General features: G+C 57.3%; 24 protein-coding genes and 2 pseudogenes. 15 read left to right on the top strand and 11 right to left on the bottom strand.

Features of this window, described 5'->3' with window-relative positions:
* Window positions 1-27: 27 nt before the first annotated feature.
* The 9 genes from ACR0L1_RS20440 to ACR0L1_RS20400 are packed head-to-tail and all read left to right on the top strand — an operon-like array spanning window position 28 to window position 7,823.
* Entirely contained in the window at window positions 28-777 is a 750-nt protein-coding gene (locus ACR0L1_RS20440) for an arginase family protein (RefSeq protein ID WP_170361244.1), read from the top strand.
* The gene (locus ACR0L1_RS20435; protein ID WP_170361242.1) at window positions 770-1,444 is read left to right on the top strand and encodes an arginase family protein; all 675 of its coding nucleotides are present in this window, start codon (window positions 770-772) and stop codon (window positions 1,442-1,444) included. Before ACR0L1_RS20440 ends, ACR0L1_RS20435 begins: the two co-directional genes overlap by 8 nt.
* Window positions 1,444-2,319 (top strand): arginase family protein, encoded by an 876-nt coding sequence (locus tag ACR0L1_RS20430; protein ID WP_480860604.1) that lies wholly within the window; start codon window positions 1,444-1,446, stop codon window positions 2,317-2,319. Before ACR0L1_RS20435 ends, ACR0L1_RS20430 begins: the two co-directional genes overlap by 1 nt.
* Entirely contained in the window at window positions 2,316-3,305 is a 990-nt protein-coding gene (locus ACR0L1_RS20425) for an agmatinase family protein (RefSeq protein WP_171186054.1), read from the top strand. Before ACR0L1_RS20430 ends, ACR0L1_RS20425 begins: the two co-directional genes overlap by 4 nt.
* A gap of 8 nt (window positions 3,306-3,313) precedes the next feature.
* Entirely contained in the window at window positions 3,314-4,006 is a 693-nt protein-coding gene (locus ACR0L1_RS20420) for a hypothetical protein (protein ID WP_170361236.1), read from the top strand.
* Window positions 4,003-5,448, top strand: a complete 1,446-nt coding sequence (locus ACR0L1_RS20415; protein WP_170361234.1) for an aldehyde dehydrogenase family protein — start codon at window positions 4,003-4,005, stop codon at window positions 5,446-5,448. The genes ACR0L1_RS20420 and ACR0L1_RS20415 overlap by 4 nt, the downstream gene beginning before the upstream one ends.
* Entirely contained in the window at window positions 5,445-6,638 is a 1,194-nt protein-coding gene (locus ACR0L1_RS20410) for a CaiB/BaiF CoA transferase family protein (RefSeq protein WP_170361232.1), read from the top strand. Before ACR0L1_RS20415 ends, ACR0L1_RS20410 begins: the two co-directional genes overlap by 4 nt.
* A complete protein-coding gene (locus tag ACR0L1_RS20405) occupies window positions 6,635-7,462 on the top strand; it encodes a citryl-CoA lyase (protein WP_170361230.1) in 828 nt (275 codons plus the stop codon). The genes ACR0L1_RS20410 and ACR0L1_RS20405 overlap by 4 nt, the downstream gene beginning before the upstream one ends.
* A complete protein-coding gene (locus ACR0L1_RS20400) occupies window positions 7,443-7,823 on the top strand; it encodes a citrate/2-methylcitrate synthase (protein WP_437438583.1) in 381 nt (126 codons plus the stop codon). The genes ACR0L1_RS20405 and ACR0L1_RS20400 overlap by 20 nt, the downstream gene beginning before the upstream one ends.
* A gap of 219 nt (window positions 7,824-8,042) precedes the next feature.
* Here ACR0L1_RS20400 and ACR0L1_RS20395 read toward each other — a convergent pair whose 3' ends face one another.
* From ACR0L1_RS20395 to ACR0L1_RS20355, 9 genes are all read right to left on the bottom strand, one after another.
* Window positions 8,043-9,080, bottom strand: a complete 1,038-nt coding sequence (locus ACR0L1_RS20395) for a hypothetical protein (protein ID WP_480860602.1) — start codon at window positions 9,078-9,080, stop codon at window positions 8,043-8,045.
* Between the two features lie 87 nt (window positions 9,081-9,167).
* A complete protein-coding gene (locus ACR0L1_RS20390) occupies window positions 9,168-10,997 on the bottom strand; it encodes a relaxase/mobilization nuclease domain-containing protein (RefSeq protein ID WP_480860600.1) in 1,830 nt (609 codons plus the stop codon).
* The gene (locus ACR0L1_RS20385; protein ID WP_480860598.1) at window positions 10,994-11,413 is read right to left on the bottom strand and encodes a hypothetical protein; all 420 of its coding nucleotides are present in this window, start codon (window positions 11,411-11,413) and stop codon (window positions 10,994-10,996) included. Before ACR0L1_RS20385 ends, ACR0L1_RS20390 begins: the two co-directional genes overlap by 4 nt.
* Before the next feature lie 613 nt (window positions 11,414-12,026).
* The gene (locus tag ACR0L1_RS20380; protein WP_480860596.1) at window positions 12,027-12,569 is read right to left on the bottom strand and encodes a hypothetical protein; all 543 of its coding nucleotides are present in this window, start codon (window positions 12,567-12,569) and stop codon (window positions 12,027-12,029) included.
* A gap of 22 nt (window positions 12,570-12,591) precedes the next feature.
* A complete protein-coding gene (locus ACR0L1_RS20375; RefSeq protein ID WP_152460667.1) occupies window positions 12,592-12,882 on the bottom strand; it encodes an addiction module antidote protein in 291 nt (96 codons plus the stop codon).
* 5 nt (window positions 12,883-12,887) lie between these two features.
* On the bottom strand, window positions 12,888-13,181 hold the full coding sequence (locus ACR0L1_RS20370; RefSeq protein ID WP_480860594.1) for a type II toxin-antitoxin system RelE/ParE family toxin: 294 nt from the start codon (window positions 13,179-13,181) through the stop codon (window positions 12,888-12,890).
* 116 nt (window positions 13,182-13,297) lie between these two features.
* Window positions 13,298-15,163, bottom strand: a complete 1,866-nt coding sequence (locus ACR0L1_RS20365) for a ParB/RepB/Spo0J family partition protein (RefSeq protein WP_480860592.1) — start codon at window positions 15,161-15,163, stop codon at window positions 13,298-13,300.
* A 221-nt stretch (window positions 15,164-15,384) separates the two neighbouring features.
* Window positions 15,385-15,789, bottom strand: coding sequence for a DUF3768 domain-containing protein (locus tag ACR0L1_RS20360; RefSeq protein WP_480860590.1), 405 nt, complete (start codon window positions 15,787-15,789; stop codon window positions 15,385-15,387).
* Between the two features lie 523 nt (window positions 15,790-16,312).
* Entirely contained in the window at window positions 16,313-16,564 is a 252-nt protein-coding gene (locus tag ACR0L1_RS20355) for a WGR domain-containing protein (RefSeq protein ID WP_480860589.1), read from the bottom strand.
* Window positions 16,565-16,814: 250 nt separating this feature from the next.
* Here ACR0L1_RS20355 and ACR0L1_RS20350 point away from each other — a divergent pair, with 250 nt between their 5' ends.
* The 4 genes and pseudogenes from ACR0L1_RS20350 to ACR0L1_RS20335 all read left to right on the top strand — a co-directional run bounded on the left by ACR0L1_RS20350 (window position 16,815) and on the right by ACR0L1_RS20335 (window position 19,430).
* A complete protein-coding gene (locus ACR0L1_RS20350; protein ID WP_480860587.1) occupies window positions 16,815-17,207 on the top strand; it encodes a GFA family protein in 393 nt (130 codons plus the stop codon).
* 129 nt (window positions 17,208-17,336) lie between these two features.
* Window positions 17,337-17,612: pseudogene (locus ACR0L1_RS20345) on the top strand (SH3 domain-containing protein).
* A 155-nt stretch (window positions 17,613-17,767) separates the two neighbouring features.
* Window positions 17,768-17,908 (top strand): annotated as a pseudogene (locus ACR0L1_RS20340) (DUF6429 family protein); the annotation flags it as partial.
* 115 nt (window positions 17,909-18,023) lie between these two features.
* Complete coding sequence (locus ACR0L1_RS20335; RefSeq protein WP_480860585.1) at window positions 18,024-19,430, top strand: DUF7986 domain-containing protein; 1,407 nt, start codon at window positions 18,024-18,026, stop codon at window positions 19,428-19,430.
* 606 nt (window positions 19,431-20,036) lie between these two features.
* Here the strand turns inward: ACR0L1_RS20335 and ACR0L1_RS20330 are convergent.
* The gene (locus ACR0L1_RS20330; RefSeq protein WP_480860584.1) at window positions 20,037-20,210 is read right to left on the bottom strand and encodes a hypothetical protein; all 174 of its coding nucleotides are present in this window, start codon (window positions 20,208-20,210) and stop codon (window positions 20,037-20,039) included.
* A gap of 84 nt (window positions 20,211-20,294) precedes the next feature.
* Between ACR0L1_RS20330 and ACR0L1_RS20325 the strand changes: the two genes are divergently transcribed.
* The gene (locus ACR0L1_RS20325) at window positions 20,295-21,206 is read left to right on the top strand and encodes a homocysteine S-methyltransferase family protein (protein WP_480860582.1); all 912 of its coding nucleotides are present in this window, start codon (window positions 20,295-20,297) and stop codon (window positions 21,204-21,206) included.
* Between the two features lie 226 nt (window positions 21,207-21,432).
* On the opposite strand, the gene ACR0L1_RS20320 is transcribed toward ACR0L1_RS20325, so the two are convergent.
* The gene (locus ACR0L1_RS20320) at window positions 21,433-22,239 is read right to left on the bottom strand and encodes a methyltransferase domain-containing protein (RefSeq protein ID WP_480860580.1); all 807 of its coding nucleotides are present in this window, start codon (window positions 22,237-22,239) and stop codon (window positions 21,433-21,435) included.
* Between the two features lie 525 nt (window positions 22,240-22,764).
* Between ACR0L1_RS20320 and ACR0L1_RS20315 the strand changes: the two genes are divergently transcribed.
* A complete protein-coding gene (locus tag ACR0L1_RS20315; protein ID WP_480860578.1) occupies window positions 22,765-23,745 on the top strand; it encodes an FUSC family protein in 981 nt (326 codons plus the stop codon).
* Window positions 23,746-23,778 lie beyond the last annotated feature (33 nt).

Below are 23,778 nucleotides of genomic sequence, written 5' to 3'. Positions count from 1 at the left end.
CTGGCAATGCATAGCGCGCAGAAACAAATGATAACAACTGGTTATGCTGGCCTGCCATTTGGCGAGATTTCGCAATGCGATGCAGGATCTGTCGGGCTTTTGGGTGTTCCAAGCGAAGTCGATAGCGGGCCACGTTCCGGCGCCTCCTTGGCACCGGATGCGCTGCGCAAGATGACCGGACAGCTTGGAACTAGCCTGCCTGTAAATGGTCGGGATCTGGGTAATCTGGACCTGTCGGGCGATTGGTCCGGCGTATTGAAACAGCTTGTGGCGCAAATGGTGGATCGCGGCATTGTGCCCGTCGTTCTGGGTGGCGCGTCTGATGTCGCCTCTGCTGTACTGGGGGCCTTGCCTGATCTGCCGGTTGTCGCGGCCATGCCACTGGCTCGGCGTGATCTTACAGAACGACCATCAAACACGATTTGGGTGGGTTTGAATGGCGGGCAACCTGCCGATGTTTGGGATCAGATCGCTCAGCGCACGATGGATTGGCGTACCGCCCGGTGGTTGGATGAAGGGCACGCAGACTTTTCTGACACGCCCGAGCGCGCTGTTCTCTGGATCGACATATCGGTCGTTGATCTGGGGCATGCAGCCGGTGCTATCGGCCTTAACCCAGGCGGAATGAAACCCGAAACCTTGGTTTCTGTCATTGGGGCAATGTCCTGCCGCTGGCAGGCGATTGTGATCACTGGCCTTGCGCCTGCCCGCGACACGCGTGGCATGTCGGAATTGGCGGCCATTGAAACCCTGAACGCGGCTTTGCGTCATGGGTGATGCGGCGCAAATACAGTTTGACGGGATCCCCAGTTTTCTGGGCATGCCTGTTGGCGATCTGGAAGACCTCGTGCCTGGGCAAGTCGCGGTAGCAGGATATTTTTGTGACAATCTCGACCGACCAGCAGCAGAGCAACGCTACCTCGCAAGGCAATTACGATACGCCTCCCAACCCGGAAAGGCCCCCGCGAATGCCATTGACCTAGGGGACGTGAATGTATTTCCGCTTGAGCCGGATAAGCATTTTTCTGCAGTTGTCTCGCAATGCGAGGCGGTTCTGAAAACCGGCGCGCGGATGGTGCTGGTTGGCGGAGATTCCAGCGGACTGAAGGCGCTTGGAATCGCGACACAAAAAGTCACAGGTGCTGATGTTCCTGTCATTCAGGTCACAGGGGGCGTTGCAGGCCAATTGTCTCACGCTCAACCGGTCATCCTTTCTGTGGATTTACAAGAGCTTGCGGGCAAATGGGTGTCGCACCCACGTCGCCTGACCGGGATGTCACCTGCACAGATGATCGCGCAAATTGACACTACCCCAGGCAATGTCACCGCCGCAGCAGTTTTCGGACTTGCCCCGGCATTAGACGATCGTGGCAGAACGGAATCCTGCGCCGCGCTGGCGATCTTGCAGGCAGTGACTGAGCGTCTAGAGAAAGGAGCTGGCTGATGCCTTTACGATCGGCCCCATTGCCGCGCATGGCAGGGCAACTGTCGTTTATGCGCGCAAAAACCAAAGCAATTGAAGATGTCAGGCCCGGTGATCTGGCAGTGCTGGGCGTCCCGTTTGAAGACACCAGCGCGCCGCATGCCGGGCAGTCCCTGGCGCCGCGTGCGTTGCGCGAAACCTCGGTCTATTTCGGTTGGCACGCAAACCCACAATTCAGTCACCCGGTAGATGTCGATGCACGTCAGGACATCAGTACCGACGGTCTGCACGAGCGGCTCTGTGACCTCGGAGATATAGCGGCAGGATCTGAGGACGCGATCCACGCGGCATTGAAGGCCGCGACGCGTCAGATCAGCCGCAATGGTGCCTGCGCCATAATATTGGGTGGGTCAGATTGCCTGTCCAAGACAGTGCAGAGCGAGCTGCCTGAGTGTCAGACTGTGCAGCTTGGCGGTACGCCAGATGATGCGCGCGACTTTCATGTATCGCCCCTGCCAAACGGGGGTGGCACGACCTGCAGCCAAAACACTGCCGCGCAGCTTGCCGCGTTTTCCAGGTGGCGGGATGTATCAAAGCCGCTGTTTGTGCAGTTTGATCTGTCCGTGTTTGAAACATCGCTCAGCGCGCTTTGTGATCGGCCCCGTTTGGGAGGCTGCGACCTTGATACAGTGGTGCAATGGCTCAGCGCCCTGGGACAGCACGAGGTCAGTGCCATCATGTTGACCGGCCTGAACCCGAGCAGGCCCGGAATGGGTGTGGTGAAGGTTGGCCAACGACTGATGGTCACGGCTCTTTTGGCATTCATCTATGCGCGCCTCGGTTTTGGGATTGACCGACCGGTGCGCCCAATTCCCAAGGAAAATGTACTGACATGACTGCAGCTAATACCACATTTCACCCGCCTCTGTCACAACCGGGATATCGGCTGTTTGATGGGCCTTTGCGCGACGTGGCCGAGGTCGGTCCCGATAAGATCGGCGTGGTCGGCATGCCGAGCGACTGGACACATTCCAGCCGCCTTGGCACAAGGTTCGGCCCCGAAGCATTGCGCAGGGCGACAAGTCTTCTGCAATCTTTGCGTCCGCAGGGAGCCAGCTTTGATCCCGATACAAGCCGCCGTACTGTGCCTGCAACCGATTGGCTGATCGATTGCGGCGACGCAGAGATCACAGCGCAGGACGTTGACGCAACAACCGAAGCCATCGCTGCAATGACCGAAACGCTGACCGTTGCAGGGGCAATCCCACTGGCACTGGGTGGTGATCACTATAACAGCTTCCCGGCCTGTCTGGGCTATTCCCGTGGGCTGACCAAACGTTCGCCAAACGCGCGCTTCGGATATATCCAAATCGATGGTCATCTCGATTTCTCCGACCGGCTGGGGGCGTGGGGCAGCCACAACCATGCAACCAACGCGCGCCGGATTTCCGAACTGCCCAACATCGATGTCTCCAATATGGTCTGGATCGGCATCACGGGCTGGGTCGATGGCGGCGATCTCGCGCTCATTGAAGAGCAGGGCGGACGGGTATTTTCATCTGGCGAGGTGCAAAAACTCGGCGCGGCCGAGGTGATGCGTCAGGCCCTTGCGCATGCCATGCAGGGGTGCGACGAGCTATATCTGTCGATTGACATTGATGCGATGGACGCCGGCTACCTTCCCGGCACGGGTTCCATCGTGCACAGCGGCATTACACCGCGTCAGTACTACGACCTGCTGGATGGATTGGCCGAGGCCCCCTTGGGCGGGTTGGATATTGTCGAGGTCTCACCTCCGCTTGATCCTTCAGAACGCACGGAGTTCCTGGCGGCGGAAATGCTGTTCCGGGTCCTGCGGCGCTTCCGCACGCGACCGGTGTAAGAGCTATGATGAAATATATCGGAACCCGGCAATTGGGTGGGCTATCACATGCAGGACAGATCCTTGCCCCGGCAACCCGGCCCTGGATCACGGATCTTGCAGCGCTTTGCCCCTACGAGGGTCTGCAACCCGGTAACCTCCCGGAATTTGAACGTGACCCGGATTGGGACAACTGGGCGCTCACTGACAGCCCCAAAGACCCGACCAAACGCCTGAACTGGCATGTGTTTCAACAGGGAGGCACCCGGTATCTGGTGGCCGACCGGATGCTAATGAGCCGCGTTAGCTGGCAGGATCTGGACGATGCCGGGTATGTCTATGGCACAGAGGTGTCCATCGATGGCACTACGTTTCGATGCCGGTTGCTGACCGGTGGTGATACGCCCCGAAATGACCCCTATCAGGGTGCGACTGGGCCCAATGAATGGGATGCGTTGGTGGGCGGTGCCGCCGTGTCAAACGCGCCCCAACCGGACCCAGCCAATGGTGCAGCCCCGCTTCGCCCGGATCACCTGACCTCACCTCATAACCGTTTGTGGAATTGGTTCGGGGCGGTCAGCTGGACCGCCGAACCTGTCGCCAACCGTGCCGATGGGCGGGTATGCCGGGGCTATCACGGCCCGACCTATTTTTATGTGAACACTGTAGACCACCGGCATGAAGATATCGGGTGGCGACCAGTTCTTGAGGAAGTACTATGACCGCAGATCCCTTTTCCAACTATATCGCCGGAACATGGGCCGCTGGCAGTGGTGCAGTTCCAAACATCAACCCATCTGACCTGAACGACACAATCGGGGATTATGCGCAGGCCAGTGCCGCGCAGACTGCCGATGCGATCGAGGCCGCGGCTGCCGCTTTTCCGAAATGGCGCGCAACATCGCCACTGGTCCGGTTCGAAGTGCTGGACCGGATCGGGTCGGAAATCCTCGCCCGTGTGGACGAGCTGGGCGACATGCTGGCCCGCGAAGAGGGCAAAACCCTACCTGAGGCCAAGGCCGAAGCACATCGCGCCGGGCATTTGTTCAAATACTTCGCGGCCGAAGCCTATCGTGCCACCGGCGACGCTTACCAATCACTGCGCGAAGGTGTGTCGCTTAAGGTTCTGCGCGAACCCATTGGCGTCGTGGGCGTAATCACGCCCTGGAATTTCCCGCTGGCGATCCCGGCATGGAAAATTGCGCCCGCTCTGGCCTATGGCAATACGGTCGTGTTCAAACCTGCCGAACTGGTGCCCGGTTCTGCGTGGATGTTGTCCGACATCATTGCCCGTGCGGGGCTGCCCGAGGGTGTGTTCAACCTTGTGATGGGCAAAGGCCGTGAGGTCGGGGAGGCAATCGTGTTACACCCCAAGGTTTCCGGGGTCACGTTCACCGGCTCCACACCAGTCGGTCGCAATATGGGGGCTGCGCTGTTCGCCCGCGGGGCAAAAATGCAGCTTGAAATGGGGGGCAAGAACCCGCTGGTTGTGCTGGATGACGCGGATCTGGATCTGGCAGTTCACTGCGCCATACAGGGCAGTTTCTTCTCAACCGGCCAACGCTGCACAGCGTCTTCGCGGCTGATTGTTGAAGACGGAATTCATGATCAATTTGTCAGCGCGATGACCGCGGCGATGAAAAAGCTTCGGATCGGGGATGCGCGTGCGCCTGACACCGATATTGGCCCGGTTGCGAGCGCCGACCAATTGCGGATTGACCTTGATTATATTGCGAGAGGGCAGGCCGAAGGCGCGGAGCTCATCAGCGGTGACCAAATTACTCTGAACACGCCGGGGCACTATTTGGAGCCAGCCTTGTTCGTGGGGGCCGAGCCGCAAATGGATATCTCTCGGCATGAAATTTTCGGGCCAATCGCCGCTGTGTTGCGCGTGCCGGACTATGAGGCCGCCCTTGCCAGCGCCAACGACTGTGAGTTCGGCCTGTCAGCGGGCATCATCTCGCGGGATGCGGCCAAGATCGACCATTTCTCGCAGAACGCCGAGGCAGGCATGGTACAAGTCAATCTTCCCACGGCAGGCATGGATTTTCACGCGCCATTCACGGGCCGAAAAGGATCATCCTATGGCGCGCCGGAAAAAGGCAGCTATTGCCGCGAGTTTTTCACAGTAGCCAAGGTTGTACACGAGGGGCGCGGACAATGACGCAGGCACCTTTGAAGGGCATTCGCATTCTTGATCTGACCAATGTGCTGGCCGGTCCGTTCTGCTGTCATCAGCTGGCCCATATGGGGGCCGACGTGATCAAGGTCGAAACCCCGGGCACCGGTGATCTTGCGCGCCAGCTGGGGGCTGATCCCGCGCGCAACGCCGACCTTATGGGCGTTTCCTTTCTGGCGCAAAATCCGGGCAAACGGTCGATCACCTTGAACCTGAAATCGGCATCCGGAAAACGCATCCTGAAGGAGCTGGTGCAAAAGGCCGATGCCCTAGTCGAAAACTTCCGCCCCGGGGTGATGGCGCGCTTGAACCTTGACTATGAGACGCTCCGTCAGGAAAACCCGCGCCTTGTTTATTGTGCGATCTCCGGCTTCGGCCAAGATGGCCCGCTGGCGAAACTGCCCGCTTATGACCAGATCGTGCAGGGGATGAGCGGCGTGATGTCGATCACCGGCGATGCCGACACCGCGCCCTACCGGGTGGGCTACCCGATGGCCGACACCATCGGAGGGATGACGGCCGCCTTCGCCGTCGCCGCTGCGCTTGCTAACAAGGCCGAAGACCGCGGCACGTTCATTGACGTCTCGATGCTCGAGGCCGTCATTGCGACAATGGGCTGGGTGGTGTCAAACCATCTGATCGCCGGGAAGGCACCCACTCCAAACGGCAACGATAATTTCACCGCCAGCCCATCCGGCACATTCAGAACCGCCGATGGCGTGATGAATATCGCCGCCAACAAGCAAGAACAGTTCGAGGCCCTGTGCGGGATCCTCGACAACCCGGCCCTTGCGCAGGACCCACGCTTTGCCGACCGAAAGAACCGACTGGCCAATCGGCCCGCCCTGACCGCCGAACTGGAAGCGGCCTTTGCCACGGCCCCCACCCATGAGTGGGTCGACAAGCTGACAGCACAGGGCGTTCCCGCAGGGCCTGTCTGGTCGGTGCCTGAGGCGTTGACGCATCCGCAGCTTGCCGATCGGGGCCTGCTGCAAACCCACCGTATAGGATCTGAGGATCTGCAACTGGTCGGGATCGGCGCCAAGCTTGATGGCACGGCCCCTGGTGTCGATTCGCCGCCCCCGACCTTGGGTGCACATACAGCCGATATCCTGAGCGAACTTGGCTATAACAATGCCCAGATCTCGGACCTGAAAAAGGAAGACGCGATATGACGGCCCCCTCAGAACGCAAAGAGGTCGATGACATGCGCCACTGGTGGCGCACCGCAATCATCGACATGGCTCCAGGGCGGATCGCCTTTCGCGGCCACCCGATCCAGGACCTTATAGGTTCTGTTAGCTTTGCTCAGATGATCTGGCTCATGGTGCGGGGCGATATGCCCACGCCAGAACAGGCGGCGCTTTTCGAATGTGCGCTGGTGGCGGGCGTGGATCATGGTCCGCAAGCGCCTTCGATTGCCGCCGCCCGTATGGCCGCGACCTGCGGGCTGGGGCTCAACAACGTCATGGCAACCGGGGTCAATATGCTGGGTGACGTGCATGGCGGCGCCGGTGAACAATGCGCAGAACTTTATTTCGACATCGCCAAACGGATCGATGACGGCGCTGAACATGAAAGTGCCGTCCGCGACGGTATCGCCGCCTGGCGTGAGGAAAATGGCAAAATTGTCTCGGGCTTTGGCCACCGCTTCCACAAGCCCGTCGATCCCCGCGCACCAAGGTTGATGGCGTTGGTACGCGAGGCCGCGAAGTCCGGTACGGTGGATGGGCGGTTTGCCGACATTGGCGAGGCTATTCAGGCGGAAATCGGACGCAAGCGCGGCACTGAGATCGCAATGAATATCGATGGGGCCACGGCTGTTATCTTTTGCGAGCTGGGCTTTCCGCCCCCACTCTCTCGTGGTCTGTTCTGTCTCTCCCGCTCGGTAGGCGTCTTGTCTCATGGCTGGGAACAGATGCAGCAGGGCGGCCGGAACAAAGGGCCAATGCCACCGCGCTATCTGCCGGAATACATTGGTGTTAAATCGGAGAGCTAAACCGACGAAACCTCTTAAGGCCGGAGCTATCGTTTGCGGCTGCATCAGCGGCATCTATTTCAAAACACTGGAAAAATATGACGCAATTGAGGTTATGGCCTGTGCCAGACTCGCACCGCAGATCGAGGGGTATTTGTCAGATATCAAAAGTCGCGCAATCCCGATGAACATCGATGGCGCGACCGCCGCAGTTTACGTCGAGCTTGGCTTTAAAGCCTCACTCGCGAGTGGACTGTTCTGCCTTTCTAGGTCAGTGGGCATCCTGGCACACGCCTGGGAGCAGACCCAACAAGGCGGTCGTAACAAAGGTCCATTACCTAAAGATCGTCTTTGGACATATCTCACCCCAAGTGAGAAATGATACGAATTTCACACTTGTTCTGACGTCAGCGAAGAGCAATCAAGCGGCCATTGGTGCAAGCGCCGCGAACTTGCACTTTGTCCGCGTCTTACCAGTTCAGGCAAGGTGCCGCGAAGGGTCGGTTTTCAACACATCCCGTTCGGCAACTTCCATACCGCCCTGTTTTGCACCCAGCCTGAATCTGGTCCAGCTGTATCTGAATAACCTTCTGCGTAGCCCCTACAAGCTATGCCCCTCATCTTCATGGATGTGGGTCGCCTGCTCGCGGGTGAGTGTAATCTCGTGAACCACGGCGGCAATCTTGCTGGACGAAACCTGGTGCAGCTCACCGACAACGGCCTCGGCGCGTGCGTAGCTGTCCGGAACGCCTTGGCTGTTGAAGTGGGCAGCAGCGGTGGAAATGTCCGCGTCTCGCCAAGTGGCCGTTGTGCCGACCGAAACGCTGTCATGATCGTTGTAGCGGGCCAGGAAGGTGTTTCCATCGAGACCGAAGCTGTTGGCGGTCGCCACAATGTCATCCCGCACAGCCAGCCATTTTTCGGCCTCGGACGGGTCCAGGTTGTCCAGCTCGGCTGCATTCATGGATGTGGTGTAACTGTCGTCTGCAACAGTGTACGCCTGCAGGTCGGTGTCGTATGGGCGCAGTTCAGCAACATCGCCTTTCAGCTCTCCGATCTGGACGTCCATTGCGGCACGCAGATGCGGGTTTTCGACCTCTCGTGCAAGAGCCTCCATGTTCTCGATGGAGTTCACGATGTCCTTGGTCATTTGTTCATAGGTTTCGAAACCGACCTGCCCCAGAGCGAATTGCATATACTGAACATAGCGATCGCCGGGCGACTGGTAGTCGTCGGAACCCTGAAAACTTTTGTCGCCGGACAGATCCGCAAGCGACGAATAGTATGGATGGTACAGATCGTATTCCTGAGCATCACTCAGTTGCAGAGAAACCAAAGACTGCATATCGTTCAGATCAACCGGCTCCCCTGACCTCTCGGCTGCTTCCAGTTCGATTTTCAGTTCCGCGACCAGATCTTGTTGCGCCGTATGTTCGTCAACACGACGGTTGGCCTGGTCCTCGATATCAGCCAGTCGGCCACCGATGGCGGCATTGTCATACCCCATACGCCGATGCTCTTTCTTGATGATGTCGATCTGCTCAGAAACACGATCTTCACGTGGGGCGGATTGATCAAATTGGGAATAGGGTGCGAAGTGTTCGACTTCGTTCAAAAGATAGTCTGTACGCGAAACCATAGTTTTTCCTTTGCGAGTTGATGGAAAACTCTGTGATGGATCTGCCTACGGCGTTGGCGCGCTCATCAGGCAGACCGGGTGAACTCCTTATAGGCTGTGACCGTCATCGTCGCCCCGCCCTTGCAAGAGCGGGTGCGTTGCGTGGGCGTGAACGTCTGAAAGTTCTTCAGAGATTGCGATGATCTTGGAAGAAGCAAGCTGGTGCAGCTCGTCAACAACGGCCTCTGCCCGGTCGTGGCTATCCGCCAACCCTTGAGCCTGGAAGTGGGCCGCTGCGGTCGAAATATCCCCGCTGCGCCATCCCATTGTTGTACCCAAAGTGACGTTGTGATGATCGCCAAAACGGGCAACAAACGCCTCGCCATCGAGGCCGTAGCTGCTGGCTGTGTCGATGACTTCGTTGCGGATCGCCGCCCATTTGTCGGCCTCTGGATAATCCAAGACATCCATTTCGGCGGTGTCCATTAGCGTTGAATAGCGGCGGTCCTCGATGATGAAGGCTTGAAGGTCCGGATCGTTGGTGCGCAGATCCGCGACATCGCCTTTCAGCTCGCCAATCTGAATATCCATAGCGACACGCAGATGAGGGTCGTCCACCTCTCGGGCAAGCCCTTCCATCTTGTCGATGGATTGCAGCAATTCTTTGGTCTGGGCCTGGAAGTCCTCATAGACCCCCTCGCCCAAGGTGTCCTGCATATAGACTTCGTAGCGGCGTGCTGCTGGGGCGTAATCTGCGGACGCCTGGAACGCCTTGTCATCGACAATGTCAGCAAGGGCCGACAGATACGGATGGCTCTGTTCGTTGTCCCGAACGTCGCTGATATGGGCAACAACCTGAGCCTTCAGCTCTGGCGAGATTGTTTCCTCAGAACCGCCTGTTTCGATGTGTCGCCGCAAGTTGCTCATAACCTCGGGCGACACGTAAGACGGGTCTCCCGGCTCACCGTAATCATCAAAGTGATGGGCTTGATCCAATAGGTGTTCCATTCTCGAAACCACTGATTCGTCTCCTTCAACGAGTTGGATGGCAAACTCTTCGATCCGGTCTTTGACGGCGTTGGCGCGCTCATCAAACAGATCCGACATTCTTGCGATGGAGAGGGTCATCACATCACCGGCCATGTCGCGGGCCGTAGCTTCAACCTCCGGGGTGCTTTCAACAAGTGACAGTCCGGCCTGAACTTTCCACGTGTCGGTCTCGACTTCTTGGCGCAAACCGCGCTCAAGGCGGGTCGTCGCGGTCAGCTCAATGCCGTATCCTTCGGCAACCTCAACCTGGATGGCGCGCTGAACATCTATGTTCATGTCACTGCTCATACCCATAGCGAGCCACTGCCCATGCTCGACACCTCGGTTGTTCACAACGATGTGGACATGGGGGTTGTCAGTGTCGTTGTGGAACACGGTCAGGTAATCCCAAGTATCGCCAAAATCACCGCGTCCAAACAGACGATCCGCGAACTCCAAACCAGCCTCATGCGCGGCGTCCGGATAGGTGCCTTCGGGAAAAGAAACGATCATGTGACGGGTATACCCGTAGTTGGTTTTGCCGTTGAAATCCTCGGCCCAGGTCTCGATCAGATCACTGACCTGATCCGCATCGAGCGGGGTCACGCCATTGTCCCGGATGTCCAATACGCCCTCGGCCCGGACGGTCAGATAATTGATCTGGCGGCGCAGCTCATGGGCGTTTTTCACCCCACCTTTGCGGACGTGTTTCACAACCGCCTCGGGCTTGCCAAACACGGCCCCAAGCCGCGCCTTGATGGATGAGGCCCGAGAGATCATGAACTTCATGCGCTTGGCAGTTTGCAGCTGCTGGCTGATCTGCTTGGACCGATCGACACCCTTCTGTGCTTCCCGGAAGGCAAGCTCCAGGAAGTCCCCTGCTGTGAGATCTCGGGGCGCGGCGTTCATTCTTCCGGTGTCCACTCATCGTCGCGCAAGATCCGGCGAATGGCGGCCTCCGGCTCTCGGTTTCGGCGGGCCGCGGTGATCATCGCCTTAAGGTCTTGCCGGTGCTGGATGATCGCACGATGGAGATTTTCGACATCGCGCCGATCGTCATCCGTCCAGATCACCGTGCCGCGCTTGGACGACTTCGCAAGCTGATTGAGGTTGGTGTAGCCGCCCTGAACCTGACGCAAATGCTGTTGCCAGAGATCCACCAATGACGGGTCAGGATCGAGATACCCGATCAGCCGATAGATCAATCGCTGGATGATGTGATTGCGGCTCTTGGCTCCGAGGGCGGTCACGGCCCCCTCCAATCGCTCCAACGCATCTGACGGCAAGCGCACGGAAAAGACAGTGGTGTCGGCGGGCTTGCTCAATATATACCTCAGGTTGTATTTGTGATTTGTAACACAACTACCTTATCCTGTCATACTCTCCAAGAGGAAACCGGGGGTGATTTAGGAAATCCGTATTTTCTCAATTTGCCCCCGGAACAGTTTTGCTCTTGGAGGCAATCTCCACGCCGGGAAAAGGGTCCCGCCCCTTTTCCAGCCAGCAGGCGTGGGTGCCGGTGGACCGGCGCAGGGCAATCATGTTTCGCATGAGCTGCCCGAACAGCGCCCGTCACATTCCGGCACGTTCAAGGTCAGTATGGCATTTTCCGCGCGCCTCAGCGCGCTCAATGTCCCGCCGCTTTAGCGGCGGGTGTGGCAGGGCTGGGAGCTGCCGCGTTGCGGTGGGGCGATGCCCCTGACCGGACGGTCCGGCCCTGGTCCGTGCCTGCGCGGAACAGGTTAACAGCCGGACTCAATTTGGCGGGGTGGGTTTCTCTGCGATATCACGACGACCCGGGCGACCTATCTCACACTCGCGCCTAGCCGGAGAGCCAGCGCATGGGCACAGGGCGCGAGATGCCGCTCCAAGAAAGTGGCCCACGGAAGCGGGCCACAAGTTTTAACCGAAGGAAAATCTGGAGGTATTCTTTACAGTCTAACGCTTGCGCGCGCGATCGACAACACCGTCGGCTGTGATCGTCGCAATGCGATCCTCGGTGCGACGGGTCATCTCCACCCCGTCCCCCGTCATATGCGCCTCGGCAAATTCGGTGAACTTGAAGATGCTGCCATCGGCCTCGACATGAGTCTCATCCTCAGCCGAGCGACGCTTCACCGATCCGTCATGGCGGATTTCGATAACAGTGTTGTCGGCCATGCGAACCGTCACGGTATGCTCATCCACGGCCACACCTTGCCACCAGGCATCTGCATCGCGGCGCACAACAATGCGGTTTGGATGTAGCTTGATCTGCACATCCTGTGCTGCCTCCGGGTCTGCGGCTTTGACGACAACAATCGCCTCTTGCGCACTGGGATCACCATGGATCGACGCGCTCCCGTTCTTTGGCGGCCAGAGCTTCGGCTGCGTGCGCGGCTTACCCTTCTGATCCGTATGAAACCCGACAAACATCTGGGCAGATTTCCAGACGCGACGGACGGCTTTTTCAACCGTAGAGGGGGCTGCATCGGTAGACATGATGGATGGCCTTTAAAGTGGGTTAATTCACGTGCATTTTCGGGGTGAGCGTCACACCCACAGCACTCAGCACTTTCAGCACCGTGCCAAATTCGGGATTGCCATTTTCGCTAAGTGCGCGGTAGAGGCTTTCCCGAGACAGACCAGATTTGTCGGCCACACTCGACATACCTTTGGCCTTGGCAACATCGCCAAGTGCCGACGCGATAAGCGCCGTGTCGCTGGTTTCAAAAGCCGCTTCAAGATAGGCTTGAATGGCTTCCGGGCTGTCCAGATAGTCAGCCGCTTCAAACTTCGTTGTTTTGACACCCATGTTTTTCACTCCAACTCTCTTGCCATCGCCTTGGCGGTTTTGATGTCGGCTTGCTGGGATGACTTGTCTCCCCCGCACAGCAAAACGATCAAAACGTCACCGCGCGACACATAATAAACCCGATACCCCTTCCCTTCGGAGATACGCAGTTCGCTCACACCTTCACCTACCGGCTTTACGTCACCGGGATTGCCCAGGCTCAACCGCGTGATACGAACCAAAATCTTGGCTCTCGCCCTTTGGTCCTTCAAGCCCTTGAGCCACTTGTCGAACAGGTCCGTCTTACGAATTTCTATCATACCTATATGTAGCCTACAGGCTACAACCTTTCAAGTCAAAACAACTCATACCATTGAACTAAAATAAAAAAATCGTTGCTGAAAAGCAGGGCGCATTGCGCCCTGCCCTGCCAGTTTCAGAAGCACTCAGGTACCCACGCATCGATCCGGGCCTTCTGCGCCTCGGTCACGCCCAGTGCAGCCTGATGCTCCGGGTCATTGAAAAGCTTGTGCATCGCTTCGTTCTTCGCGCCTTTTTTGGATTTCACGAAGGCTTTGAACATGTCGGTGTCACCTTGCAAATCCAGCAGGTCTTTGTAGAGATCATCTAGCTGCCAGCCTTTCAAGCGCTTGAAGCAATTCTCCGCTGAAGGCGTCCAGATTGCACGCATGTTGGCACCGGTCTCAGCCTCGATTTCAGCCATGAACTCCGGGCGTTGGGTCAGAAACCGCCGGGCCAGAAAACCCGTGATCTCACCATTGCGGGTCTTCTTGCCCAGATCGCGAAACGCTTTGAACGCCTCCACGCTGCCTTTTGCGGCCATCTCGTGGAACTGGTCATAGGCTGCCTCTGCCGCCTCATTCCGCTCCCCGCCAAGGCGCGGATCGAGCGTGAACTGGTCGTCAATTTCGGGCGTGTTCCGCTCGGCACCCCCATAGCCAAATCCAAACAAGTTGCTGGTCAGACCGGAGGCCGGGGTGGCATAGAAGGCAAACAGGCTCAACACATAGTCAGGCTTGTCCAGCAGGGCCGTCTGCACTGCTGCCAGCCGGATCGCTACCATGTCGTCGATGAACTTCTGCGAATAAGCCGGTTTCGGTGTTTCTTTGACCTCTGTCTCTTTGACTGCTTCCAGAACACCGGCCTCAATGGCGGCCTGCTCATGTTCAGACGCGACATAGGCCGATGATGTTTTGATGTCGCCATTGTTGGTGACATAGACAAACACGCCGGACAGCTTGCGTTGATCGTCGGAATAGAACGGCGCGGCATAGTCTTCGAGCGCCGCCAACTCCTTTTCGCCATCCTCATCCAGAGCCTCAGCCTCATAGAGTTCGGCAAGTTCGTCATAGCGTTCGGCCTGCTCTTCTGAGAAGTCCCGGCTCTCCATATCCAGACGGTGCATGCCTTCGGTTCCCGAGAACCCATAGGGAATGTAGCTTTCCTCATGGGTGTCCACCCAGTCCCAGCCTTCCGCGTCGCGCAGCTTTGCGGCCTCTGCTGCCAGTTTCTCGGCAAACAGACGATCCAGTGTCTCGCCGTCATTGAACAGGGTTTCATCGGCAAAGAGATCAGCGGTGACGGTGCCGCCCGCGTCAACATATGCCTCCTGCCCCACAAAAACGGCCTTGCGATTGGTGCTGCTGACCGCTTCGGACGTCAGGGCCTGTTTCACATCATGCTCACTAAACCAACGGCACTCTTTAGCCTGTTCCATAACCTCCAGAATTTTCTCTTCCTCGGTGCTGATGGTCATGGCTTTGGCCAGTCCCATGCTGATCTCACCCGCTTTGAGCGCGTCCAATACGGCGGCGGGCAGACCGGCCAGTGCGAGGCGACGGCGCACATGGGCTTCGGTCACGCCAAACGCATTGCTGATCTTGGCGACAGACAGGGATTTCTCGGCCATCTTGCCATAGGCACGGACCTCGTCCACCGGGTCCAGTTCTTCACGGGCGGTGTTTTCCGCATTGGCCCATTGCTCTGCAACAAACGGGTTGTCCGTGACCTTAACGGGAACCTGTGCCAGATCGGCGCGCTCGGTCACGGCGATGTTCAGAGCCCGTAGGCGGCGACCACCGGCAACGATAGCGACTTTGCCATCTGCATCTCGCAGACCGCTGAGGTTCTGGATCAGGCCGCACATGACCAGACTGTCGGCCAGCAGGGTGATACCCTCCTCGGCAACCTCCTGTCGTGGGTTCAGGTCGGACAGGTAGAGATCGGAGAGGGTAACGGTTTCGATGGTTTCCGGTGCGGTGAATGTTTCAAATTTGCTCATGGGGCAAATCCTTGTTTCAGAGTTTAAGATCGTGGTAAGGGTGCCCTACCCCTCTAGGGGTAGAGCGGAGCCATTTAGATGGCTGCGTGTTGTTTCAAGAAGGCGAGGCCGATCTTGGCGGAGAGTCCTCCCTTCTTGACCAGCTCAAAGGCTTCACACCGTCGTTGCTGCAAGGTTTCCTGACTTATTTTCATCACCCCCTTTCCGAGCTGCGATGGAAATCAGTATTCGCTGGGGCACATGATGGTCAGAACACGTCGGGTAACTGCGGGATCAAACGGGCGATCAGACCCGTAGGTGAAATCCGCGTCATAGAGATCGATCTTCCAGAACAGCTTCTGGTCACGGACTGTCACCGTTCCGAAGGTGTGATCGCCATAAGGGTCATTGCCCTCATCGAACTGGTCATCCGACGCCACCGCCGCCAAAGCTGCAGTCTGGAATTCAATCCCTTCGCCCGACACACCGGGCGTGACTAACACCTGCCCCTGAATGCCTTTGGAGTGCATCTCGATCGCTGCGTTCGGATCAATCAGGGCTTTCCGAAACAGGTCATTCTGGACCGCAATCTCAGCCGACTGAAGGTTGGTGTCAGTCTCGATGTCTTTTGTCGTCTCAAGGTTCAAAACCGTCTCTCCTATTGTCGTGCGACCTTCGGGGTTGATCCCCTTTGGTGCTGGTTTTGAGCCGAGCCCTGAAAGGGCGTCGTCTCTAAAACCTGCCACGTGGCGAACGCGGAGAGGGGCGAGACAGGATAAATCGACAAGAGTGGTGCGGCCCGCAGCGCAGGCGCGCGAGGACACGGTCTTGTCTATTTGTCTTGTCCGAGGGGGGAGGCCGCGCCTTCCCCCTGACGTCGGGCGGCGTTTGGCCTGTCCAAATCCCGCCTGACCAACAAAGATGCAAAGGATCTTCGATCCTGCGGGAGCGCAAAAGGGATCGTCACCCGAAAGGGCAGATCACCGCGGCATGGCCAACCATGACCCAAAGCCCCTGCCCCGGCTCGCATGAGACGGATCAGGGGCTAGTGGGACAGGGAGAACATGCTGGGGTGTTCTGGGTGGAAGCCGATACGTCGGCTGAAACCTAGAGCCCGGTCACGAGCCAAAAGGCTCGGGATTTGCCAGGGAAAAAGAATGTAACCCGAAGTCACTCACCGACCGGAACATACCCTCGACGGAGCTTTTGCTTTTCGAGATTATGGAGCGCTTCACTAGCCTGGGCTTCGTCATCATACGTCACCCTCATGGCTTGCCCGTTTGTGCCAATACGTCCCCAAGTACGAAAGACGGACACTTCCCCAAACAGCGTCGGCTGCAACTCTATTCCATAGAACCGCGCCATGTTAACGTCCGGGTCAACATGGATCAGGTGAACAGGTGTGGTGTCTGTCAGTTCCATGATCCGATTGTCGGTCAATTCAGCACGTCTGTCCAATGACTTTGCTGGATCAGTCAATTGGTAAGGATTCGGAACCGTGATGAAAACATTCGACAACTCAATCTGTCTGATGCTTGCCTCGCACCCATCCAGGTACAGGGGCTCATACTGGCACCATTCCACATTCCGCTGCTGGATCCGTTGTGACCACTGGCCAGAGTAGGTACGGTTTTCTCATATCTTGCAAACGAAATAGAAGGATGAAAGGAACGTGGCTGAGATCTTGGAAGGCGGGTGCTTTTGCGGTGAAGTCCGATATCAGGTCACTGGCAGCGCGGTAACGCAACTCATGTGTTTCTGCAGTGATTGCCTAACAATGACTGGCACAGATGGCTACGCCGGGTACATGGTAAAGTCAGAAAATCTGCAGCTACTGAAGGGCAAACCAAGGACCTTTGAGAAGACCTCAAAGGAAGGGCGACCTGTCATCAAGCATTTTTGTGGCACCTGCGGATCAGGCTTGTGGGGGGTGACATCGTTCGGATTGACCAGCATTGCGGCTGGGACATTGGATGAGCCAAACAACTTCAGCCCAACGAACAAGGTTTTTGTGAAGGATGCGCCCAACTGGGCCAGGATCCCCGAACATCTAGAAGAAATGTAGCGTTTGAAGCTTTGGTATCACGTACATTTCTGTCTTGGAGTTGTTCCTCTTGGTGACCCGAGTTGCTACGATTGTCGTTGAGGCAATAAGCAGGACATCGCGATGCGCAATGCAATCTTTTTACCCCTAATGGCTTTGTTCCTGGGGGTCGTCGTGGACGTTAAACCGGCGGCGGCCGCGTCACTCGGAACATATTAGGTTTTTGGCGTCGAAGACGGTGACATGCTAAAAATGCGCAGTGGGCCTGGAACAGGGTTCAATGTGATCGTTGGTCTTCCAAATGGAACCGCACTACGAGTTCACGGCTGTGAGCAGACCGGTGGCACCCGTTGGTGCCGCGTCTCTTTGGAGCGCGCGCGCAAGCTTAAGGGATACGTCTCTTGGGCATATTTGCGGAAAATCTAATACGACAGCGATCAGCACCACCATCTTTTAGCAATCATAGAATACCGGCGGAAACGCCCTGACGAATCCACTAGTTGGGCTCACACCCGTCGTCGAAGCGGCTCGCAACATCCCCGAATTCGCTGGGTTCAGGACGGCCCTAAGGCTTTGACTGGGGAGCGCTTGATCGCCTGCACCGTAACGGATTGATCCTGGACCCGGTTGGAAAGGCAAAATCGGTGGTACTGACCGATGAAGGCCTGCGCCGCTCCGAAAAGCTTTTCACAGAGCTTTTTGGGCGGGAGCCAAAGACATAGCATTCGCCATGACAAGTCCCTCCATGTAACGCAGGTCTGCATACGCGTGTGGGCTGGCTGGCGGTTGCAATCTGCGCTAAATCGCCCCTGTCCGGCAAACAGGGAGAAGCTGAAGATGACAACGGGGAACGATCTTGGTGGGCTCATCGGGTTTATCACCCGTGACGAGATTTGGCATGAGCGGCTCGCTGATGTGTTGGACGAGCATTTTCTGCCAGCGCTCGAGGCCTTCGATCTTGAGTTCGAGGATCTGGGCGACTTGCTGGGCGAGGATTGGCCGATGGTCCTGTGGGGTGGTGGCCTGGAAGATTTGCTGGGCAGGACATTCGGAGCGGACGCCGAAAACGCTGCGGATGCTTATCTGAAAGGGAGCGGTTCCAAGGAGAGTGCGCAGACCCGCGCCTATATCAAAGGATTGCGGGACGCGTCGGTCAGCCTTTATGAGGTGAGCGAGGTAGACCCCGGCAGATCCATGGTCTTGCGCAACATGCTTTCGGACGCAGAGCCGGTTACCGTCCGGGAACACAGCGCGACGCAGATGCTGCAGCGATGGGATCGCATCGCAGCTCGGGTTGTCGCACAGGGGGATTATAACGTGATCTCGGGGGCGCTGCTCCCATTCGACCCCGACACCGTCGCGTTTTTTGAAGACGGGCTCCGCTCCGTGTTGAAATTGAACCCCGACGTTGAACTGAGGCTGACACAGGATCAGCTACACCGTTCCGCACCCCTCTTCACCAATGCCTGGCTCTTCGCACATCTGCCGAACCTACTGGATCCGGAACCACCACAAATCAGCAACAGCGATGGCGACAACCTGCTCTTTCACGACATGCGCTTCCCCCTCGCCAGCAAAGTGACGCAAAGCCAGGTATCTGAAAAGCTAACACAGTCCGCAGAACTCGTGATCTCAGGCCAGAAGGATTGGACCTGGCTTGACCTCGACACCCCGTCCGGCACCAAGCACGGCACCGGCCTCGTGTTGGACAAATCAATGTCAGGGGCCTCCGTGCTTGGGTCCCTAGATCTGAAAGGTCGGACACTCACACTTTCTGTGAACTCTACAGCGCGCGCTGAACGCGGCGAAGCCCTGGTCCGGGACCTCCTGGGCGACCTGGTGAAATCTCCGCTGACATCAATCCAGACCGCCGAACAGATGATGGCGGATGACAGCACGAGTAACGGAGTGGCAGAAGAAGAGGACATCCCCCGTGCCCTTGCCCGTCAGATGGCCCACGAATATCTCGAACAGCATTACCGCGATACGCTTGGCCAGCCGATTCCTGCCCTGGATGGCAAGACCCCGCGCCAGGCCGTTCGCAGCACGGCGGGCAGGAAGAAAGTCATAGACTGGCTGAAGACAATCGAAAACCGCAGCGCGCGCCAGACCGGCTCTCCGGTGGCTGAGTATGATTTCGGCTGGATGTGGGACGAGCTTGGTCTGTCAGACTACCGAAATTGGACCAGCGATGGTTCTTGCAAAAACCGTTCCAAAGCTTCGCCTCCAGAACCCATCGACTAACCCATGTTTTCCCGGCTGCGTCTTGCAGATATGTGGCAAGGGTTATGCTGTCGCTGCGCGTCCAGATGGTTTGCCTCGTGACAGCTGGGGCACAACAAAATTTCAGTCTCCGTGGACACACCGGTTTCATAATCGAAACAGTACTCTTGACCACATATTTCCAGCACCTCTCCACGCTTGGACAGTTCCGAACTTGTCACCTCACAGTGATGACAAATTCCGCCCAAGAGAGCTGATTGGAGTTCAGAAAGAACCACTGTTTTCTGAAAATTGCACACTCTGTCACTCATAACCGCTTCAGGCTTTCACAAAACGGTGAATAGAGAAAGCTTGTGAAACAAGAATTCAAGGGAATGTGACATAGCCCAATGGGTTCGAGATTTAATTTAGCCGATCATTGCCTGTAAGCTGCGGGGCGCGACGAACTTTCACGTCAGCCTCCATCCGACAACAGACCCGTGCACATCAAAATGCAATCTGGGCTAGTCCTCCCAGCGAAACGCGTCGTTGTCCGCCTTCACCGACCAATAGACGGCGAAGCGAAGTGGTTTCCGAGCACAATACATCCTGTTTCCGACGCGCTTTCCAACAGTTTCCGAAGGAATGTCACGGCCATCTCAGCATCGGAATCAAACGTAAATGCCACTCGGGATGCCCGCACTGGGCGGTTGTATGGATTGCATCACCTGTTATCAGAGCGCACCGGTCGCCACTGGTGATTTCGACCGAGACATGACCGGGTGTATGGCCTGGCGTGGGGATCAGAGTGACGGAATACACCCTGTCGCAGTCCTAAGGTTCACAGGAGGCCCGAGACAAAGTAGGTTTCTTGTGCAGAGGTAACGGCAATAGGCGTGGATCAGAATGGCGCGACAGCTCCCACTCGAAGGTAACAAGCCCTTTCTGGTTTACGCCGGCACTGGCACCGACCTGATTTTCAATCATGGAATTGAGCTTCCCGGTTTCGCGTCGTTTCCATTGCTGGAAGAACCTGGCACCAGGGTGATACTGGCCGGTCAAATGCAGGCTCTTGTCGATCTGGCCCGTGAAATGAATGTCGGATGCATCCTTGATGCGCCCACATGGATGGCGAACGCCGACCGGGCAGCGCCCTTGGGGTACGATGCAGAGCGGCTCGCCGAAGTAAACAAAGATGCGGTCAGTCTAATGGAAGACGTGCGCCAAGCTTCCGCTCGTGATGATGTACTGGTGTCGGCCTGCATCGGTCCGCGTTATGATCCTTACGCCGACATCCCGCCGGTACCCGTCGAAGATGCACGTCAGTACCACGCTGCTCAAATGCAAAGCCTGAAAGACACAAGCGTAGACCTGGTCACCGCTTATACATTCAACCGTCCAAGCGAGGCAGCGGGTTGCATCCTCGCCGCCCGAGACGCTGATCTGCCGATCATCATGTCTCTGGTTGTTGAGACAGACGGGTGCCTGGCAGACGGAACCAAACTTGTGGACGGCATAGACCAAATCGACGCGGCAACCGACTCGGCGGCGATGTTTTTTATGGTCAACTGCGCTCACCCTACCCATTTCGCCAGAGCGATTGGCAACCACCCCCGGCTGAGAGGCCTTGTGGCGAACGCTTCGAGTTGCTCGCATGCGGAACTTGACGAAGCGGATGAGCTGGACGAAGGCGATCCAATTGAACTTGGTAAACAGATTGCCGCGATTGCGCAGCAGAATCCGTCGATTCAAGTATTTGGAGGATGCTGCGGTACCGACATGCGCCATCTGAAATCGATGATCAGCGAATTAGCATAGCCAACTTGGTTCAATCTGAGCGATAACGCTGAGATCTAAGGTGATCCCGTAATTTCTTTCCACAACTTGTTAGGAGATCGGCCCATTCCGGACCTTCACCCTACCTTCAAGATGCTGCAGTCGCAGCTTACATTGCGGTCATTCGTGCGTCGCGCAGCATTTCAAAGAAGCGAAGGACTGCCACGCGGGACAAAATGGCCGCTCCGCGTAAACCTCGAATGTTAGACTATTCAGGTCTACGGGCGGTCATGACGTAAGCAGAGGTCGGGAATACAGCCATTCCAGACGGCGTTGCGTATTTTGAAAGGGTCGCATCCGACTTTGCCAGCACATCCGCGATCTCTTCCTCGCTGAGATGGATGCCAAAGAGTGGCAACCACCCGCGCAACTCTACTTCCACCATGGTCCGTGTGTTTGGAAACTCTGCCTGCTCATGCTTAGTTTCGAAGGCAACGTCATCAAACCCTGCCTGCGAAAGCAGATCGGCCACCTCCGCCGGATCGCCCAAACAGAACGGTATCCTAACGGTGTTTGCCGCTTCTGAGGACACGTGTTGCTCCAACACCGAAGAAATATCGCTATAAGCAGGATTCTGGTCAACAGAGTGCCAGATTGCGATCGTGACCTTTCCGCCTGGCTTGGTAACCCGATGAATTTCACGTGCAGCTTTTGGGCGGTCCTGAAAGAACATCATACCAAATTGCGAAATCACATTGTCGAATGCTCCGTCATCAAAAGGCAAGTCTTCTGCGGTGCCGAGAACCCATTCGGCATTGGGCTCGACCTCTTTTGCGGCTGCAATCATACCCGGCGCAGGATCAAGACCGACAACCCGACCAGATGTACCTGTGCGCTCCAATGCCGCCCGCGCAAGGACACCCGTGCCACAGGCAATGTCCAAAACCTGTGCGCCCTCCTGAACAGCAGCGCTGTCTATAACGTGACGGGGCCAGTGCGCAAAAAGCGCTGGGACGAAAAAAGCTTCATATCCGCGACCCGCCTGAAGTTCTTCTTGTGTTGCTGGGGCAGCCATTGGATGTCGCTCCTCCGCACTTCAAGTCAGGAAACTAGCATAGCACAAAAATGCAAGCTTTTCAGGTACGTGTTTCGGTCAAGCGCAAATTCATCCACCCCGGGCTCAGACCGGTCCTTCACCGCTCCGCAGCATCTCCGGCCTTAGCCATAGTTTTTCACGTCACGAAGCGGCCCATAGCCGACCTTGGCCTTAAGAGCGGACGCCGCATCGCAGCTTCACCGAAGCGGACATTCATGGATGGCGCAGCATTTTGAGAGATCAAGTGTCCGCAGTGCGGACTAACCCGTCACTCAAGTCTTGGTCGCCAATCGGTGTTTTCGACCCAAACCCGACTTTCACCACAGCTGTCGCGAACGTCAGTTAACCGCCCTACTTGCGGATCATCAACCTCAAGAACGATTGGGGTTTTTCGTGTTGCAGATCCATGTTCCATTCAAAGGTGCAACACTCAATTCAAGAACGTCAGGCTCAAGATTTGACAATGCGCACCAATCAGCGTCGCTGCGCCCCGGGGGGACCAGAATGGACTTGCAACGATCGACCCGAACTGATGGACAATCGTCGCGCGTTTTACCCTGGAAATTCGTCGCGATTGTCTTTGCCGCGCTTGCGATTGCAGCCGTGGCCACCGCCTGGCTCTTTGAACGCCCCATGATCCCGGCGGCACTCGCCGGCACGATCATGGGATTCTTTGGAACGGTCCTGGCCAACCGGGCGCGAGCACTGTTCGCTGGTGCGATAGTCCTGCTTGCAAGCTTGGCCGGCAGCGAGTTTCCAGCCTGGATGATCCCGGTCGTAATCGCGCCACTTTTATGTGCCTTTTCCGGTTGGGAGATTGGTAAAACAGGCACCCGCGCCCATGCCTTGGGGCTTCTTGCTTGGATCATGCTCATCGCGCCGGCGGGCAATGGCTCCGCACTCGAACTCTTCGCTGCCTATATTGTCCCTCTCTTGGCCGGAAGCCTGCTCGCTGCCGGTCTCGGGGCAGAGGCGATCGCTTCGAAACCGCCTGCTGGCACCCGTTACGGACGAGCCCACGCGATTGCCCTAGCCATCGGCCTCGCAACGTCGATCATCCTGTCCTGGCAGTTCGACCACCCTGGGGCACATTGGATCATGACACTGTTTGTCGTACGCGCTCTGGACGATCCCGGCACGCACAGGAAAAAGGCACTCTGGACCGGGCTTGCAACGATGCTCGGCGCGGTGACGGCGGCCCTCGTCACTTTAATGCCCTTGCCGCCATCCCTGTTCACGGTCCTGGGCGCTCTTTTCCTCCTGATCGGTCTCCGACTTATGCCCCTGCCGGATGCTAAATCGTCCCTTTTCATGTCGGCCGGCGTGGTCCTCGCCACTGCACCGACCCTCGACGCCGCCCTGTATCGCGGCGGGGCGGCATTCTTCGCATCCCTGCTCGCCATAATGCTCTCCTACGCATCGGCCGTTATGACCGAACGGCTCGAGCGAACAAGGCTCGCCGAGGGTGATCGCGACGAGATCTAGTGGCAACCAAGGCCGATTTTATGCTCTACTGGG

This window comes from Ruegeria sp. J8 (assembly GCF_056531925.1).
This window is presented reverse-complemented; position numbering and strand designations above follow the sequence as displayed.

Coding starts and splice junctions, on each gene's coding strand:
- ACR0L1_RS20410 (WP_170361232.1), top strand. CDS start 5,445: ATGACGCAGGCACCTTTGAAGGGCATTCGCATTCTTGATCTGACCAAT.
- ACR0L1_RS20430 (WP_480860604.1), top strand. CDS start 1,444: ATGCCTTTACGATCGGCCCCATTGCCGCGCATGGCAGGGCAACTGTCG.
- ACR0L1_RS20325 (WP_480860582.1), top strand. CDS start 20,295: ATGGCGCGACAGCTCCCACTCGAAGGTAACAAGCCCTTTCTGGTTTAC.
- ACR0L1_RS20365 (WP_480860592.1), bottom strand. CDS start 15,163: ATGAGCAAATTTGAAACATTCACCGCACCGGAAACCATCGAAACCGTT.
- ACR0L1_RS20370 (WP_480860594.1), bottom strand. CDS start 13,181: ATGATAGAAATTCGTAAGACGGACCTGTTCGACAAGTGGCTCAAGGGC.
- ACR0L1_RS20335 (WP_480860585.1), top strand. CDS start 18,024: ATGACAACGGGGAACGATCTTGGTGGGCTCATCGGGTTTATCACCCGT.
- ACR0L1_RS20420 (WP_170361236.1), top strand. CDS start 3,314: ATGAAATATATCGGAACCCGGCAATTGGGTGGGCTATCACATGCAGGA.
- ACR0L1_RS20355 (WP_480860589.1), bottom strand. CDS start 16,564: ATGGAACTGACAGACACCACACCTGTTCACCTGATCCATGTTGACCCG.
- ACR0L1_RS20405 (WP_170361230.1), top strand. CDS start 6,635: ATGACGGCCCCCTCAGAACGCAAAGAGGTCGATGACATGCGCCACTGG.
- ACR0L1_RS20390 (WP_480860600.1), bottom strand. CDS start 10,997: ATGAACGCCGCGCCCCGAGATCTCACAGCAGGGGACTTCCTGGAGCTT.
- ACR0L1_RS20380 (WP_480860596.1), bottom strand. CDS start 12,569: ATGTCTACCGATGCAGCCCCCTCTACGGTTGAAAAAGCCGTCCGTCGC.
- ACR0L1_RS20415 (WP_170361234.1), top strand. CDS start 4,003: ATGACCGCAGATCCCTTTTCCAACTATATCGCCGGAACATGGGCCGCT.
- ACR0L1_RS20395 (WP_480860602.1), bottom strand. CDS start 9,080: ATGGTTTCGCGTACAGACTATCTTTTGAACGAAGTCGAACACTTCGCA.
- ACR0L1_RS20375 (WP_152460667.1), bottom strand. CDS start 12,882: ATGGGTGTCAAAACAACGAAGTTTGAAGCGGCTGACTATCTGGACAGC.
- ACR0L1_RS20435 (WP_170361242.1), top strand. CDS start 770: ATGGGTGATGCGGCGCAAATACAGTTTGACGGGATCCCCAGTTTTCTG.
- ACR0L1_RS20315 (WP_480860578.1), top strand. CDS start 22,765: ATGGACTTGCAACGATCGACCCGAACTGATGGACAATCGTCGCGCGTT.
- ACR0L1_RS20425 (WP_171186054.1), top strand. CDS start 2,316: ATGACTGCAGCTAATACCACATTTCACCCGCCTCTGTCACAACCGGGA.
- ACR0L1_RS20440 (WP_170361244.1), top strand. CDS start 28: ATGATAACAACTGGTTATGCTGGCCTGCCATTTGGCGAGATTTCGCAA.
- ACR0L1_RS20320 (WP_480860580.1), bottom strand. CDS start 22,239: ATGGCTGCCCCAGCAACACAAGAAGAACTTCAGGCGGGTCGCGGATAT.